The organism is Methylobacterium sp. AC832, assembly GCF_979256025.1.
This window is the reverse complement of the sequence record NZ_CEEDMV010000002.1, coordinates 462,747-477,646: the sequence shown is the minus strand read 5'-3', so window position 1 is coordinate 477,646 and position 14,900 is coordinate 462,747. Positions and strand designations below refer to the sequence as shown.

15 protein-coding genes are annotated in these 14,900 nt (G+C 65.9%); 7 read left to right on the top strand and 8 right to left on the bottom strand.

Annotation, left to right across the window (positions count from 1 at the left end):
* Positions 1-2: 2 nt before the first annotated feature.
* Positions 3-662: a 3-oxoacid CoA-transferase subunit B gene (locus AC0IXR_RS09405; protein WP_056425174.1), complete on the top strand. Its 660-nt coding sequence runs from the start codon at positions 3-5 to the stop codon at positions 660-662.
* A gap of 99 nt (positions 663-761) precedes the next feature.
* On the opposite strand, the gene AC0IXR_RS09400 is transcribed toward AC0IXR_RS09405, so the two are convergent.
* Entirely contained in the window at positions 762-1,763 is a 1,002-nt protein-coding gene (locus tag AC0IXR_RS09400; protein WP_471760520.1) for a polysaccharide pyruvyl transferase family protein, read from the bottom strand.
* A 451-nt stretch (positions 1,764-2,214) separates the two neighbouring features.
* On the opposite strand from AC0IXR_RS09400, the gene AC0IXR_RS09395 reads away from it, so the two are divergent.
* The 3 genes from AC0IXR_RS09395 to AC0IXR_RS09385 all read left to right on the top strand — a co-directional run bounded on the left by AC0IXR_RS09395 (position 2,215) and on the right by AC0IXR_RS09385 (position 5,817).
* On the top strand, positions 2,215-3,639 hold the full coding sequence (locus AC0IXR_RS09395) for a phosphomannomutase (RefSeq protein ID WP_471760519.1): 1,425 nt from the start codon (positions 2,215-2,217) through the stop codon (positions 3,637-3,639).
* A 452-nt stretch (positions 3,640-4,091) separates the two neighbouring features.
* Positions 4,092-5,210 carry an MBL fold metallo-hydrolase gene (locus tag AC0IXR_RS09390; protein WP_471760518.1) on the top strand — a complete coding sequence of 373 codons (1,119 nt, stop codon included), beginning with the start codon at positions 4,092-4,094 and terminating at the stop codon, positions 5,208-5,210.
* Positions 5,203-5,817, top strand: a complete 615-nt coding sequence (locus AC0IXR_RS09385) for an SCO family protein (RefSeq protein WP_471760517.1) — start codon at positions 5,203-5,205, stop codon at positions 5,815-5,817. Before AC0IXR_RS09390 ends, AC0IXR_RS09385 begins: the two co-directional genes overlap by 8 nt.
* Before the next feature lie 33 nt (positions 5,818-5,850).
* Here AC0IXR_RS09385 and AC0IXR_RS09380 read toward each other — a convergent pair whose 3' ends face one another.
* The 5 genes from AC0IXR_RS09380 to AC0IXR_RS09360 all read right to left on the bottom strand — a co-directional run bounded on the left by AC0IXR_RS09380 (position 5,851) and on the right by AC0IXR_RS09360 (position 10,824).
* On the bottom strand, positions 5,851-6,741 hold the full coding sequence (locus AC0IXR_RS09380) for an ABC transporter permease (RefSeq protein ID WP_471760516.1): 891 nt from the start codon (positions 6,739-6,741) through the stop codon (positions 5,851-5,853).
* Positions 6,738-7,643: an ABC transporter ATP-binding protein gene (locus tag AC0IXR_RS09375; protein ID WP_471760515.1), complete on the bottom strand. Its 906-nt coding sequence runs from the start codon at positions 7,641-7,643 to the stop codon at positions 6,738-6,740. Before AC0IXR_RS09375 ends, AC0IXR_RS09380 begins: the two co-directional genes overlap by 4 nt.
* Before the next feature lie 11 nt (positions 7,644-7,654).
* Positions 7,655-8,686, bottom strand: a complete 1,032-nt coding sequence (locus AC0IXR_RS09370; protein WP_471760514.1) for an ABC transporter substrate-binding protein — start codon at positions 8,684-8,686, stop codon at positions 7,655-7,657.
* A 358-nt stretch (positions 8,687-9,044) separates the two neighbouring features.
* Complete coding sequence (locus tag AC0IXR_RS09365; protein WP_471760513.1) at positions 9,045-9,710, bottom strand: methionine ABC transporter permease; 666 nt, start codon at positions 9,708-9,710, stop codon at positions 9,045-9,047.
* The gene (locus AC0IXR_RS09360) at positions 9,700-10,824 is read right to left on the bottom strand and encodes a methionine ABC transporter ATP-binding protein (protein WP_471760512.1); all 1,125 of its coding nucleotides are present in this window, start codon (positions 10,822-10,824) and stop codon (positions 9,700-9,702) included. Before AC0IXR_RS09360 ends, AC0IXR_RS09365 begins: the two co-directional genes overlap by 11 nt.
* 12 nt (positions 10,825-10,836) lie before the next feature.
* Between AC0IXR_RS09360 and AC0IXR_RS09355 the strand changes: the two genes are divergently transcribed.
* The 3 genes from AC0IXR_RS09355 to AC0IXR_RS09345 all read left to right on the top strand — a co-directional run bounded on the left by AC0IXR_RS09355 (position 10,837) and on the right by AC0IXR_RS09345 (position 13,177).
* On the top strand, positions 10,837-11,193 hold the full coding sequence (locus tag AC0IXR_RS09355) for a hypothetical protein (RefSeq protein WP_471760511.1): 357 nt from the start codon (positions 10,837-10,839) through the stop codon (positions 11,191-11,193).
* 126 nt (positions 11,194-11,319) lie between these two features.
* Positions 11,320-12,579, top strand: a complete 1,260-nt coding sequence (soxC, locus tag AC0IXR_RS09350; RefSeq protein WP_471760510.1) for a sulfite dehydrogenase — start codon at positions 11,320-11,322, stop codon at positions 12,577-12,579.
* The gene (locus AC0IXR_RS09345; RefSeq protein ID WP_419953755.1) at positions 12,569-13,177 is read left to right on the top strand and encodes a c-type cytochrome; all 609 of its coding nucleotides are present in this window, start codon (positions 12,569-12,571) and stop codon (positions 13,175-13,177) included. The genes soxC and AC0IXR_RS09345 overlap by 11 nt, the downstream gene beginning before the upstream one ends.
* Here the strand turns inward: AC0IXR_RS09345 and AC0IXR_RS09340 are convergent.
* On the bottom strand, positions 13,141-13,959 hold the full coding sequence (locus AC0IXR_RS09340) for a MetQ/NlpA family ABC transporter substrate-binding protein (protein ID WP_471760509.1): 819 nt from the start codon (positions 13,957-13,959) through the stop codon (positions 13,141-13,143). The two genes, AC0IXR_RS09345 and AC0IXR_RS09340, sit on opposite strands and share 37 nt — an antisense overlap.
* Positions 13,960-14,072: 113 nt before the next feature.
* Positions 14,073-14,873: a MetQ/NlpA family ABC transporter substrate-binding protein gene (locus AC0IXR_RS09335; protein WP_471760508.1), complete on the bottom strand. Its 801-nt coding sequence runs from the start codon at positions 14,871-14,873 to the stop codon at positions 14,073-14,075.
* Positions 14,874-14,900: the final 27 nt, after the last annotated feature.

Sequence of the window (14,900 nt, the reverse complement as noted above, 5' to 3'; positions counted from 1 at the left end):
CCATGGCCTGGACCCGCGAACAGATGGCTGCGCGCGCCGCCAAGGAGCTGCGCGACGGCTACTACGTGAACCTCGGCATCGGCATCCCGACCCTGGTCTCGAACTACATCCCCGAGGGCATGTCGGTGCAGCTGCAATCCGAGAATGGCATGCTCGGCATGGGGCCTTTCCCTTATGAGGGCGAGGAAGACCCCGACCTCATCAATGCCGGCAAGCAGACGATCACCGAATTGCCGACCACGAGCTATTTCTCGTCCTCCGATTCCTTCGGCATGGTCCGGGGAGGGCACATCAACCTGTCGATCCTCGGCGCCATGCAGGTCGCCGAGAATGGCGACCTCGCCAATTGGATGATCCCCGGCAAGATGGTGAAGGGCATGGGCGGCGCCATGGACCTCGTCGCCGGTGTGAAGAAGGTGGTGGTGGTGATGGAGCACACCGCCAAAGGCAAGGATGGGTCGGAAAGCCCGAAGCTCCTGACTGCCTGTGACCTGCCCCTGACCGGCACCGCCGTGGTCGACATGGTGATCACCGATCTCGGCGTCTTCACCATCGACAAGAAGGGCGATGGCGGCATGGTCCTGGTCGAACTCGCCGACGGTGTCACCGAGGATGAAATCCGGTCGAAGACCCAAGGGGCCTTCACCGTCGCGTTGACCTGAATCCGGCCCGGCACAATCCGACCGGTCGTTGCAAAAGGCTCCCGATGCGATCGCATCGGGAGCCTTTTTCGTCGACGCCGCAGAGGTTTCGCAGGCGTTTCAACCTCGTGCGGCCGGCGGCTCCTCGATCCGGACGGGGAACGGGAAGGCGGCGCGCAACGGCTTCGTGTCGAGGGGGGAAGGCGGGAGCACGCATCTGCGGCGCTCCAGCCATGACAGGTCGCTGAACTGACGCGGGACTTCGAGGGCTTCGTCGGCGAGCCCCACCGACTGCTTGTAATCCCGCATCTTGAAGGAATCCTTCGCCTCGGCGTTCGGCTCGGACAGACGCGCCGATTGTGCGGGCACACCATAGGCATGGGCCACGATGAGGCCGTGCAACGATGTGGTGACGATCTCGTCGCAGGACAGGATCTCGCGGACCACCCGCTCGATATCCTCGAACGTCACGCCCAGGAGCGAGATGACCTTGACATGGTCGGCGCCGACCGCCTCGAGAGCCTCACGGATACGGTTCTCCTGCAGCACGTGCGGGATGATGCCGACCTTGTGGGTCTTCGCCACCACCGGCGCATAAAGCTCGGGCAGGAGGATGGCGGCATCGCCGTAGATTTCAGGGCATTGCCCCCCTGCCGCCAGAACGGCGGCGCGGGACAAGGGTCCGCGCACCGCCGAGTAGATCGCGGTCGGGCAGAGAGTATCGGTGCTGCGGGGCATGCCGGTGCCCCAGAGATGCATGCCGGGACGGGCGAACTTGGCGGTGCTTCCGATACAGAGACCATCCGCCTCCTTCGCATTGTGCCACCGGGGCATTACGCCGAAAGCATGCCACAGCACGTAAGGCGTGAGGATATCGCCGAAATTTCCGGGAAACGGACTGCGCATCCACCAGATCTTCGGACGGAACCGCTCGTCGAGCCTCGCCTCCGCTGCGATATCATCGAGCGTCAGCAGAGCGCGGTAGGCCGATACGAGAGCCCCCCATTTTTCCACCGACTGGCCCAACAGCTCGGCCTCGAGCGCGAGGAACGCATCCCGCTCTCCACTCCTGAGAAAAGCCAGGAAGGTTTTCTCCGCGAGCGACTCTTCTTCTTTCGCCAAGGTTGGTCTCCCCCTTACGGAACCGGCTATCGAGCCGAAGCCGCGTTTCGGAAAATTACAATGCGATGACAATGGCTTAACGTGCCTTGTCATGGGGCATGCGCGGAAGGGTTATCTCAAGGCGCACCGACTCTGTCGAGGCGATTTCGCAGGCCGCTCTTTGCTCGACGGATCATACGGGTGATGGCACGCAGCATCGTGCGGGCAGGGCAATCGCATCATCCATGCTCTGATCCGACCTCCAGTGACCCGGACGATGCTCGCCGGAGCGAGCCCAATCGTGAGGTGGAGCCCCTTCGGAACCCCGCTCCGGACCGCCCCCTTCGAATGGGCCGACCAAAAGTTGCGCAAAGGACCAGCCTGCCATTTGAGACGACGGCGCAACCCACTTAGAAGCGGGGTTTACCGCAACGCTCGGCGCGCGGTCACGCCCTTTTCAAGTGGAAAGCTCATGAGCAGTCTGAAATTCGGAACCAGCGGCCTGCGCGGATTGGTGACGGACCTCGTAGGATGGCCGAGCTACGCCTATGCCAGCGCGTTCTTCCGCTCGGTCGCCGCGACGGCTGGCGAGGGCGCGTCCGAACGGACCGTCGTCATCGGGCGGGATCTCCGTGACAGCAGCGCGGGGATCGCAGCCACGGTGGCAAATGCCGCCGCGGCGGCCGGGTTCAGCGTGTACGATTGCGGCGCGCTACCGACCCCGGCTCTCGCCCTGGAAGCGATCCGGCGCGGGGCCTGCGCCGTCATGGTCACAGGCAGTCACATCCCGTCGGATCGCAATGGCCTGAAATTCTACCGGCCCGATGGAGAGATCACCAAGACCGACGAGGTCGCCATCCTCGCCGCCCTGGGCGACATCACCAAGGCCGGGGACATGCCGCAGGCCGATTCAGCCATTCAGGAGCCTGGCGCCATCGACCGCTACCGGCAGCGCTATACCGATGCCTTCGCGCCGACCATCCTGGCTGGTCAAAGGATCGCGGTCTATCAGCAGAGTTCGGTCGCGCGGGACCTCCTCGCCGACGTGCTGGCCGCGCTCGGGGCTGACATCGTACCGATCGGCCGCTCCGACAGCTTCATTCCGATCGACACGGAAGCACACCGTCCCGAGGATATCGCGTTCATCCGCGATGCCATGGCGTCGGGCGGCTTCGACGCGCTCGTGACGACCGATGGCGATGCGGACCGCCCGCTGCTCGCGGATGCCGCCGGCAGAATCGTGCGGGGAGACGTTCTCGGGCTGATCACCGCTCGCTACCTCGGCGTCGACACGGTGGTGGTGCCGGTCACGGCGGGCTCGGCGATCGAGCATGCGGGCGGGTTCCGGAGCGTGTTGCGCACCAAGGTCGGCTCTCCCTTCGTCATTGCCGGGATGGACCGGGCGAAGAGCGAAGGCGCGAGCACCGTCGTCGGTTTCGAGGCCAATGGCGGGTTCCTCCTTGGCTCGGACGTCGTCATCGATGGCAAGACACTGCCGGCCCTGCCGACGCGTGATGCGATCCTTCCGATCGTGGCGACATTGGCGGCCGCTCAGGAAGCCCGCCTGACCCTCGCGGAACTCGTCACGTCGCTGAATGTCGGCGAGACGGCGAGCGATCGTCTTCCCAACACGCCCGCAGAGCGAAGCGGCGCGTTGCTGCGCCGACTTGGTCAGGACTCGTTCCGCGGGGAATTCTTCCGCCCGATCGGTACGCCCCAGGGCGTGGATGAACAGGACGGCGTCAGGGTCGAACTCGACGGCGGCCGGACGATCCATTTCCGTCCGTCCGGCAATGCGCCCGAACTGCGCTGCTACGCAGAGGCGGGATCGGCCGCGGACGCTGAAGAATTGGTGCGCTGGGGATTGGCCGCAGCGGCCGCCGCCATGACAAACTGAACCGAGCGAGTCCAGGGGCGGGCCAGACGGGCCCGCCCCTGGCCGGTCCCTGCACCTGGACTCGATCGATTCCCGACCGGGAATCGCCCCGGTTCCGGTCCCGCCCGGATCGGGCCAAAAACGCTTCGGCAATGGCTCGTTAGACGGCGATCGCGAGGCGGCCGGTCCGCCTTGCTTCGCTCGTGTCCGATGGGGTGCTGGAGTTTGAAGGACCTGCGAGACGGATAAGGTTTGCGACAAGCATATCGGCACGATGCCGACGATCTTGCGGCGCACTGAGCAGACGCGCTACCTCGGACGAAGCATCGCAAAGGAACAGAGCTTCACTGATGTCGCCGAATACGAGACACCCTTCTCTCATGACCTCCAAATAGAGCAAACCCATCCCGAAAAGCTCGACTATAATGTATACAGAGCAGGAGCCGTGACGCGTCGGCGTCGAGGAGGATGGGATGGCCCGAGAGATCGGCAGGCGTGGCTTTCTGAAGGCCTCGGCGGCTCTTGCCGCGACCGCAACGGCCGGGTTTTCGTGTATCGAGATCGCGAATGCCGCGACGATCGAGATACCGACGGTCGACACGCTGAGCCTGCGCGTGCTGATCGACTCGTCCCACGACCAGTTCCTCAAACCCGCGACAGTGCAGGGCGTGGTCCACCAGCCGCCCGGGAACGGGCGCGGCAGCGATTACCGCAAGGTTCTCCACAACCAATGGGGCCTGTCGCTGTTCGTGGAATCGCGGCGCGCGGACGAGGCGCGCACGATCCTGCTCGATTTCGGCTACAGCCCGGACGCGTTGCTGAACAACATCGAGATCCTGAAGGTCGACCCGTCCAAGATCGACGCCCTCATCGTCAGCCACGGCCATCACGACCATTACGGCGGCCTCAACGGGTTCCTGGACAAGTACCGCGCATCCCTGCCCGCGGATCTGACGCTCTATGCCGGCGGCGAGGACAATTTCTGTCACCGCGTCAGCCCGAGCAAGGTGCAGGGGCAGTTCACGGATTTCGGCCAGCTCGACCGGCGTGAGTTGACGGCGCAGAAGATCAGGACAGTCCTGTGCGAGACACCCACGGTGGTGGCCGGGCACGCCTTCACCACGGGTCAGATCAAGCGCTCCTCCATCGAGCGCATCCTGCCCAACACCTTCGTGGAACGCGGCATCAAGGACGGTCTCGGCTGCGATGCCACCCACTATTCGCCGGCTGAACTACAGGGGCAAATCATTCCCGACGAGCATGTCCACGAACACGCCACCTGCTTCAACGTGAAGGGCAAGGGCCTCGTCGTCATCAGTTCCTGCGGCCATGTGGGAATCGTCAATTCGGTCCGTCAGGCCCAGGCCGTCTCGGGTGTCGAGAAGGTCCATGCCATCGTCGGCGGGTTCCATCTCGGGCCGGCGCCGAAAGACTATCTCACCCAGATCGTGGCCGAGATCCGAAAGCTCGATCCCGACGTGGTCATTCCCATGCATTGCAGCGGCCTCAACTTCGCGCTGGAAGCCCAGGCGCAGATGCCCGCCAACGTGATCGTGCCGACCACGGGCAGCCGTCTCACCTTCGGTGCGTAGGTCCGCAGCCGCGGCGCTGTTCCTGTCGCTCCTGGCCTGGTACGCCATGGTGCCGGCTCGTGGCGCGGAGCCGGCGCGACGCTCGGCTGCGGAGTTGATGGACGTGCTGATGTGGAACCGCGAGCCGGTGGGCGGGCCCTTCAGCCTCGTCGATCACGAGGGGCGCAGGCGCACGGAGGCCGACTTTCGCGGCAAGCTCCTCCTCGTCTATTTCGGCTACACCTCGTGTCCCGATATCTGCCCGACCGACCTCATGGAGATCGCCCGCGCCCTCACCCTGCTGGGCGCGGAGTCGGAGGCGGTCCAGCCGCTGTTCATCACCCTCGATCCGGAGCGGGACACGGTCGCGCATCTCGCCGAATACATCCCGAACTTCTCGCCCCGGCTCGTGGGCCTGACGGGAGAACCGGCGGCGATCCGTCAGGCCGCCGATGCCTACCGGGTGTTCTTCGAAACGGGCGTGGGAGCGAATGGTGACAGGACGATCGACCACTCGGCCTTCATCTACCTGATGGACCGGTCGGGGGCCTATCTCGGCTTCTTCCCGCCGGGCACCTCGGCCGAGCGAATGCTGACGATCATCCGCCCCCATCTCGCTCAGCCCTGACGGCTGCGCGTCGAGCCTCCACCGTCGATCAGATCATCGCGCCATGCCCCAGCGCCGCACGGTGAGCCGCTCGAAGGCCGCGAATACGACGTTCTCGACAACGAGGCCGATGACGACGACGAGGACGAGGCCGGCGAAGACGCGGTCGGTGTAGAGTTCGTTGCGGTTCTGGAAGATGTACCAGCCAAGGCCGCCGCGCCCCGAGGACGCGCCGAAGACGAGTTCCGCGGCGATCAGCGTACGCCAGGCAAAGGCCCATCCGATCTTGAGGCCGGACAGGATCGCCGGCAGGGCGGCGGGGATGAGGATCTGAATCACGTAGGACGGGCCGCGCAGGCCGTAATTGCGCCCGGCCATCCGCAAGGTTTCGGGCACGCCCTGAAAGCCCGCATAGGTGTTGAGCGCCATCGGCCACAGCACCGAATGGATGAGAACGAAGATCAGGCTGCCGGAACCGAGGCCGAACCAGAGCAGGGCCAGCGGCAGAAGTGCGATCGCCGGCAGCGGATTGAACATCGCCGTTAGGGTCGAGAGCAGGTCGCGGCCGAACTGGGTCGAGACGGCCAGCGTCGTCAGCAGGAAGGCCAGGAGGATTCCGACGAGATATCCCTGCAGCAGCACGACGAGCGAGATCCGTACCCGATCCAGCAATTCGCCGTTCACCAAACCATCGAACAGGGCGGACATCGTGGCACCGAATCCGGGCAGCAGCAGGTCGTTGTCCTGCCACCGCGCCAACCCCTCCCAGACGAGGACGAGGGCGACGATGATCAGGCCCTTGCGCAGCCAATCCTGCTGCCAGAGCCGGGTCGAAAACGTCAGCACCCGTTCCACCGGGGCTTCCACGAAGGGGGCGAGCACATGGTCGTATTCCGGTCGGATCGGCGGCACGAGGGGCCGGCCCGCAAGACTGGCATTGCTCATGCCGAGACCTCCGTGGATGCGCGGCTTTCGGGTGCGGCCTCGAACAGGCGGCTGTGCAGTCGCTGCACCGCGTCCTGAAAATCGTGGCTCCCGATGCAGGTCAGATCGAAAGCATGGCTGTTGAACTCGGCCCGCACCCGGCCCGGATGGGGCGAGAGCAGCGCCACCCGGTTGCCGACCACCAGGGCCTCCTCGATAGAGTGGGTGACGAAGAGAAGGGTGAAGCGGGCCTCGTCCCAGAGGGCCAGCAACTCCTCCTGCATCCGGCGCCGGGTCAGGGCATCCAGAGCCGCGAAGGGCTCGTCCATCATCAGGACCTTCGGCTGCATCGCGAGCGCGCGGGCGATCGCCACGCGCTGCTTCATGCCGCCCGAGAGCTGGTGCGGGTAGCTCGCGGCGAAGGGCGTCAGCCCGACCTTGTCGATGTAGTGGCGGGCCCGCTCCATCGCTTCGCGCCGTCCCAGCGCCCGTGCCGCGCGCAAGGGGAAGGCGACGTTCTGGGCCACCGTCTTCCAGGGCGGCAACTGGTCGAATTCCTGAAACACCACGATGCGGTCGGGGCCGGGCTCGCGAACCGGCACGCCGTCGAGGGTGATCTCGCCCTCGACGGGGCGGATGAAGCCGGCCGCGGCCTTGAGCAGGGTGGACTTGCCGCAGCCCGATGGCCCCAGCAAGACAAAGCGATCCCCCTGGTGGATGTCGAGGTCGATGCGATGGGTGGCGCGCACCACCCGTTCCGGCGTGCGGTATTCGAGAGTCACACCCTTGATCCGCAGAAGCGGCGATGCCTCGGCCGCGATCGGGGAACGGGCGCGCGCGTCTTCACGCCGGATGGAACCCCGCGCGCGGGATTCGGGATGTTCGGCGATGGCAAAATCGGAGCGGTGGGCTGCGAAACTCATGGCGTGCCGCCTCAGCTGCCGCTGCTGATGCGCGGATCGTCGAAGAAGTAGTCGCCGATGGCCGATGGCTCGGCCTTGATCGCGCCGACCCGGTGCATGAACTTGCCGAGGCCGATCGTGTTTTCCGGCTGCACCTTGAAGGTCGCCGCAGGGTTCTTGATGATCTTCGTCAGGAGAGCCGGGTCGAGCTTGCTGTTGTTGATCCGAATATAGATGTCGGCGGCTTTCTCCGGGTTCTCGGTAATGAACGTCGCGGCTTCATCGAGCGCGCCCAGGAACGCCTTGTAGGTCTTCGGGCTATCCTTGTAGAATTTCTCCGTGGCGTAGAGCACGGTGGAGGAGGCCGGCCCGCCCTGCACGTCATAGGAATTGAGGACGATCCGGGCCTTCGGGTTCTCGGCCAGTTCCTGCTCCTGGAAGGGCGGGTTGCCGAAATGGCCCGAGATCTCCGTGCCGCCCTTGATGATCGCGGCGGTGGCCTCGGGATGCGGGACGGCGACACTGATCTTGTCGAGTTTGGCGAAGTCCTTGTCGCCCCAAAGCTTTGCCGATGCCAGTTGCAGGATGCGCGACTGAACCGAGACGCCGACGGCGGGAACCGCGATACGGTCCTTCTCGGTGAAGTCGGCGATGGTCTTCACGTCCGGATTGTTGGTGACGAGATAGTAGGGGAAGTTGCCCAGGGACGCGACCCCCTTGACGTTCTGCCGCCCCCTGGTGCGGTCCCAGAGGGTGAAGAGCGGGCCGACCCCGGCACCGGCGATCTCGATATTGCCGGACAGGAGGGCGTCGTTGACCGCCGAGCCGCCGGAGAGCTGGACGTAGTCCACCTTGATATCGAGGCCCGCCTGCTTGCCGTGCTTCTCGATGAGCTTCTGGTCCTCGACCACGTTGAGGAGCAGGTAGACGACACCGAATTGCTTGGCGATGCGCAATTGACCTTCGCCGGCGGCAGCATGGCCCGCGGCCACCAGGGACAGGGCGAGCCCGCCGAAAAGGGACGCGGCCTTGCGGCGCGAGAGGGACATGCGTCGGGTCGTCATGGGGAACCTGCTGTCGAATTCGGGCTCGGAACGCGGAGCCGGGACGTGAAAGGCGCCTGCAAATCTGCTTGGCGGCGCTCGCCGCGTCAATGAAATCGTTCTCTTTATAGAACAGCGGATGGAGATGATCCGTCTCTAAAAGCCGTATACTTTAGTAGCTATCCAGCTTTCATCGATGACTAGAAGGATAATTCCAGAACTTCAGTCGGAAGCTGGAGGTTGTTGCTTTACACCATCCCCATAGTCGTTCGTTTTATGGGACACGCCGGGCAGCTTGTCGGATGCAAGGCCGATCACCGCCCCCGCCACACCAACTCATCTGCCGGATCGATCTCGCCCGATCGGCACGGAGGCGGGATCACGCCCGGCGGACACGCCGGTTGAGTCGGGCAGCGAGACGCTCGCCGATGGTCTGCACTGCCTGGACCAGCACGATCAGCACGACGACGACGGCGAGCATCATCTCAGGGCGAAAGCGCTGGTAGCCATAGCGGATGCCGAGATCGCCCAATCCCCCACCGCCGACGGCGCCGACCATGGCCGAATAGCCGAGCAGCGACACCACCGCGAGGGTCAGGCCGAGGAGGATGCCGGGTAGCGCCTCCGGGATCAGCACCTTGCGGATGATGGTGAGTGGGCCGGCACCGAAGGCGCGCGCCGCCTCCACGAGCCCGGAATCGACCTCGCGGATCGCTACCTCCACGAGACGGGCGATGAAGGGGGTCGCCGCCACCGTCAGCGGCACCGAGGCGGCCCATAGGCCGATGGAGGTGCCGGCGATGAGGCGCGTGAACGGGATGATGGCCACCACCAGAATGATGAAGGGTGTCGAGCGGGTGGCGTTGACGACGAGACCCAGGATGCCGTTGAGCCACGGTGCGGCGAGCAATTCCCCGCGCCGGCTGGTCGCCAGGAAGATCCCGAGCGGCAAGCCGAACAGGGTTCCGAGACAAGCCGCGACGGCCACCATGGCGAGGGTGTCACCGGTCGCCTGGAGCAGCAGGCGGATCATTTCAGGCGACACGGCGAGCCTCCACGCTGCGAGCCGGCAGGTAGCCGAGGAGATCGGAGACGAGACCATGGGCGTCGAGGAACGCACGTGCGCGCCCGACGACATCCGGCCCCGCGGGCAGGCCCACCGTCAGTGAGCCGAATGGCTGTCCGGCGATCTCGTCGACGGTGCCGGACAGGATGTTGGCCTCGATGCCGGTCTCGCGCGCGAGCCGCGCGATGATCGGGTCGCTGGCGTGAGCTCCGCGAAAGGCGATCCGCAGAACCGCCGTGCCGCCGGGAATCGGCTGGGTGTCGATCTCGGCGCGAAGCCCGGCCGGCAGCGCCAGCCCCATCTCTCCCGCCAGCAGCGTCCGGGTGATCTCCGCCTGCGGACGGGTGAACACCTCGAACACGTCGCCCTGCTCGACGATACGGCCCGCCTCCAGCACGGCGACGCGGTCCGCCACGGCGCGGATCACCGACATCTCATGGGTGATGAGCACGATGGTGAGGCCGAGTTCGCGATTGATCCGGCGCAGGAGCGCCAGGATCGACCGCGTGGTCTCCGGGTCGAGGGCGGAGGTGGCCTCGTCGGAGAGGAGGACGCTCGGTCCGGTGGCCAGCGCACGGGCAATGCCGACACGCTGCTTCTGCCCGCCCGAGAGTTCGGCGGGATAGCGGTCGCGCTGATCCTCCAGCCCGGTCAGGGCCAGCAACTCCCCGACACGGGTGCGGATCGCGGCCCTGCCGCGCCCTTCGATCTCCAGCGGCAGGGCGATGTTGCCGGAGACGGTGCGGGACGAGAGCAGGTTGAAATGCTGGAAGATCATGCCGATGCGGCGGCGCACGTGGCGTAGCGCGCGCTCGTCGAGGGACGAGACCTCGGCATCCCCGACTTTGATCGTCCCGGCGCTGGGACGTTCCAGCCCATTGATCAGACGGATCAGGCTCGATTTTCCGGCGCCCGACCGGCCGATCACCCCCAGCACCGAACCCGCCGCCACCGAGAGGTCGATCCCACTCAGCGCGGAGACATCGACGCCGTCGCGGGTCGAGTAGGACTTCGCGACCCGGTCGAAGCGGATGAATGCATCCGACGGCGCGAGGCCGGCCTTGCCGGGGCTATCATGATGAACTGACGACACGCAACGAACCTCATGGACCTGCACACGCATCGCCCATGCAGGTTCGCCAGAATGACTAGGATTGAAAACGTATTTTTACATCTTATACTTTGGACACTCAATGAAACCGGTTATCAAATCGATCGCCGATTGGAAGAGAACGATCCCCGTATTCGCACCGAAAGGGAAGGATCCTCCATCCACCCACTCGACCCAGCTCTCGCAGCAGGACTTCCGAGCACCGATTTCCGCGAGCCAAGACGCTGCGGCATCATTCGGCAGCACTATTCGGCTGCGCAGGCCCTCCCCACGAAAATCACCCCTTCAGACACCCGCTCGATAGAAGATGCTATCGAATTTTTGAGAGTGTTCAGAATTTCATTTCATTGAATACAGGAGACGATTACGCTTTAATGCTTTGAGATCGGCAAGGGCGGCAGTGTCTTTGCAAGACTCTGAATCTCTTGACCTTATGTTTCGTGTTCTTTGACGAACGCCCATTCGGACCCCGTCTTCATGTCGTTTGATATCATGCGTGAACCGCGCCGGTCGTCGAGCCGGCGCGGCTTCCTTCGGCTGGCCGGTGGCGCGGCGGGCGGGATCGGCATCGCGTCGGCCGCGCAGGCCCTCGATGCCGGCGATCCCCTGGCCGTTCCCGAATGGAGCCGTACGCCCGGCGCGCCGTCCGCATCGCCGCCCTATGGACGGCCATCGCCCTACGAAGTTCTGGGCCGGAAGTCGCGGACGCCGCCGACCTTTCCGGGAGCCGCCTCCACCGGCACGCCGCTCCAGCACCTGCATGGCATCATCACGCCCAACGGTCTGCATTTCGAACGTCATCACGCAGGCGTTCCAGCCATCGACCCGGAGCGCCACCGGCTCGCGATCCACGGCCTCGTGGAACGCCCGCTCGTCCTGACCATGGACGATCTGGTGCGGATGCCCTCGGTCTCGCGCATCCACTTCCTCGAATGCTCGGGCAATACGCCCTGGCTCGGGGCCAAGCCGGGCTGGACCCTCCAGGAAAGTCACGGGCTCCTCTCCTGCGCCGAATGGACCGGGGTCGAATTGGCGACTCTGCTCGACGAGGTCGGGGTGAAGCCGGGCGCCGCCTGGATCCTTGCGGAAGGCGCGGACGCGGCCGGGATGACCCGGAGCATTCCCCTCGATCTCGCCCGCGATGGAGCGATCCTGGCCTATGCCCAGAATGGCGAGCGGCTCCGCCCGGAACAGGGCTACCCGCTGCGGCTGTTCGTGCCGGGGGTCGAGGGCAACCTCAGCATCAAATGGCTGCGCCGGCTCAAGGTCGGAGACCAGCCGTTCCAGACGCGCGAGGAGACCTCGAAATACACCGACCTGATGCCGGATGGGTCGGCACGGCAGTTCACCTTCGCGATGGAGGCGAAATCCGTCATCACCTCACCCTCCGGCGGCGAGCAGCTGCGCACACCCGGCTTTCGCCAGATCCGCGGTCTCGCCTGGACGGGACGCGGCCGCATCGCGGGCGTCGAAGTCTCCACCGATGGCGGCGCGCGCTGGGAAGCGGCCGCCCTGGAAGGACCGATCCTGCCGCGATGCCTGACCCGGTTCCGGCTCCCCTGGCGCTGGGAGGGCGGCCCCGCGCACCTCCTCAGCCGGGCGACGGACCAGACGGGCTACGTACAGCCACCGCGCGAGGCGCTGGTCTCTATCCGCGGCACCCAATCCTTCTACCACAACAATGCGATCGCCGGCTGGCGTATCGCCGCCGGAGGAAACGTGAGCCATGCGGTTTAGCGGCCTCGGCCTTCTCCCCTGCCTGATGGTGACGGGCGCCGCCCTGGCGGACCCGTCCGGACCCGTCTCCCTCCCTGGCAACGGGCTCGGCCCTCTGGCGATCGGGCAGCCAGCGAGCCAGAGGATCCTCGCTCTCTGGGACATCGACGTGCGTGCCGACGGGCAGGGCCTGCCCGCCGGGCATGGAAGCGTACGCCAGGGCGAGGCCCTGTTCGGCGCGCGCTGCGCCGCCTGCCACGGGGCGCAAGGGGAGGGTGCATCCGCCGACAGGCTCGTGGGCGGCCAGGGCAGCCTCGCGACGGGCAAGCCGATCCGGACGGTGGGTAGCTTCTGGCCCCATGCCACCACGCTGTTCGACTACATCCGCCGCGCCATGCCCTACGACGCGCCGCAATCCCTGAGCGCCGACGAGACCTACGCCCTCAGCGCCTATGTGCTGCATCTCAACGGCATCCTGCCGGAGGAAGCCGAACTCGATGCCGCCTCCCTGCCGAAGGTGCGGATGCCGAACCGGGACGGGTTCACCGCCGATATCCGCCCCGACGTGCCGGCGCGCGCCAGTCAGGCGCCTCTTACCGGGATCACCGCGCCGCGATAGCGCTCGCGGATGAATCCCGCGACCTCCGCCGATTGCAGGAGGGAGGAGAGCGTCTGGATGCGTGCATCCTGGGCCAGGGCCTGGGTCGTCACCAGCACGTTGGCGTAGGGGTTGCCCTCCGCCCGCTCCAGCCCGAGGGAATCCTTGGCCGGGTCGAGGCCGGATTCGAGGGCGTAGTTGCCGTTGATGACCGCCAGGGCGACGTCGTCGAGGGAGCGCGGCAATTGCGGCGGCGCCACTTCGATGAAGCTCAAGGATTTCAGGTTCTCGGCGATGTCGCCGGCCGTGGCGAAGGTGCCGTCGCCGCCGGGCCTGAGACGGATGAGGCCGTTCTCCTGCAGCAACCTCAGCCCCCGGCTGAAATTGGTGACGTTGTTCGACAGGGCAATTGTCGCTCCCTTCGGCAGGTCGGCGAGGCTGCGGACGCGGCGCGAATAGAGCCCGAGAGGCTCCACATGCACGCTTGCGGTCACGGCGAAGCGGACACCGAGTTCGGCCTCTTCGCTTCGCAGATACGGCACGTGCTGGAAGAAGTTGGCGTCGGCATCGCCATCGAGAACGAGGCGGTTCGGGCGGATATCGCCGCTGATCTCGATGATCCGCAGGGGCAGGTCCGGAGCGAGCTTGTCCTGCACATAGGTCAGGATCTCGGCATGCGGCACCGAGGAGGCGACCACCTTGAGGGGTGCCGCGGCCCGGGCCGCGGAGGCCGTGAGCAGGGCAAGGGTGCCGCCCAGCAGGGGAAGGGTGCCGCCCAGCAGGGCGCGACGGTTCAGCGGCATGGAAAATCTCTCGGTTCGGAAGTGCCTGAGCGATCGCATTCGAGCGCCGTACCGGGCTGCGGGTGCGCGCTTGATCAAACGGAGCGGGGCGGGAGTTTGAGTCGGCGACCGCGCTACCAGACCGGCTCGAGGAAGCCCTTGTAGGTCTTCTCGATGTAGTCCCGCACCGGCGCCGACCGGAAGCTGCGGATGAAGGCGGTGAGACGCGGATCGTCGCGATTGTCGGGCCGCGCGACGAAGCTCAGCGTGTAGCGCCGATCCCCGGCCCCGTCGGTGATGAGGGAGGTCTTGGGGTCGCCGCCGGCGGCGATCAGGTAGGTGAAGCTCACCTGCGCCAAGGTCACGTCGTCCATCGCACGCGGCAATTGCGCCGCTTCGAGTTCGATGATCCGCAGGCGCTTCGGGTTGGCGACGATGTCGGCGACCGAGGCCTCGTCGCCGACGCCCGGCTTCAAGGTGATCAGCCTGGCGGTCTCCAGCAGGCGCAAGCCCCGCGCCGCGTTGACGGGATCGTTGGCGATGGCGACCGAAGAGCCGTCGGGGACCGTGTCGAGGCTGGTCACCGTCTTCGAGAACAGGCCCACGGGCAGGACCATGGCGCCCTCCACCGCCACCAGCTTGTAGCCCCGCGAGCGGATCGCGTTCTGAAGGTAGGGCACGTGCTGGAACAGGTTGGCGTCGATATCACCCGAGGCCACGGCCTCGTTGGGCGTCACCCAATCGGTGAACTCGACGATCTCGACATTCTGCCCCTGCTTGCGGGCGAGATCGGCGGCGAAGGCTAGGGTCTGCCCCACCGGCCCCGGCGTCGCGCCGATGCGCAGGGGTTTTTCCGCAGAGGCGGGGCCGGTCGCCAGAGCGATGAGGACGGCCGCGAAGCCGAGGAGGCCGCGGCGGGTACGGAGCGGGGGCATCGTGGAAGCCTGTGATCGGGGAGGGGA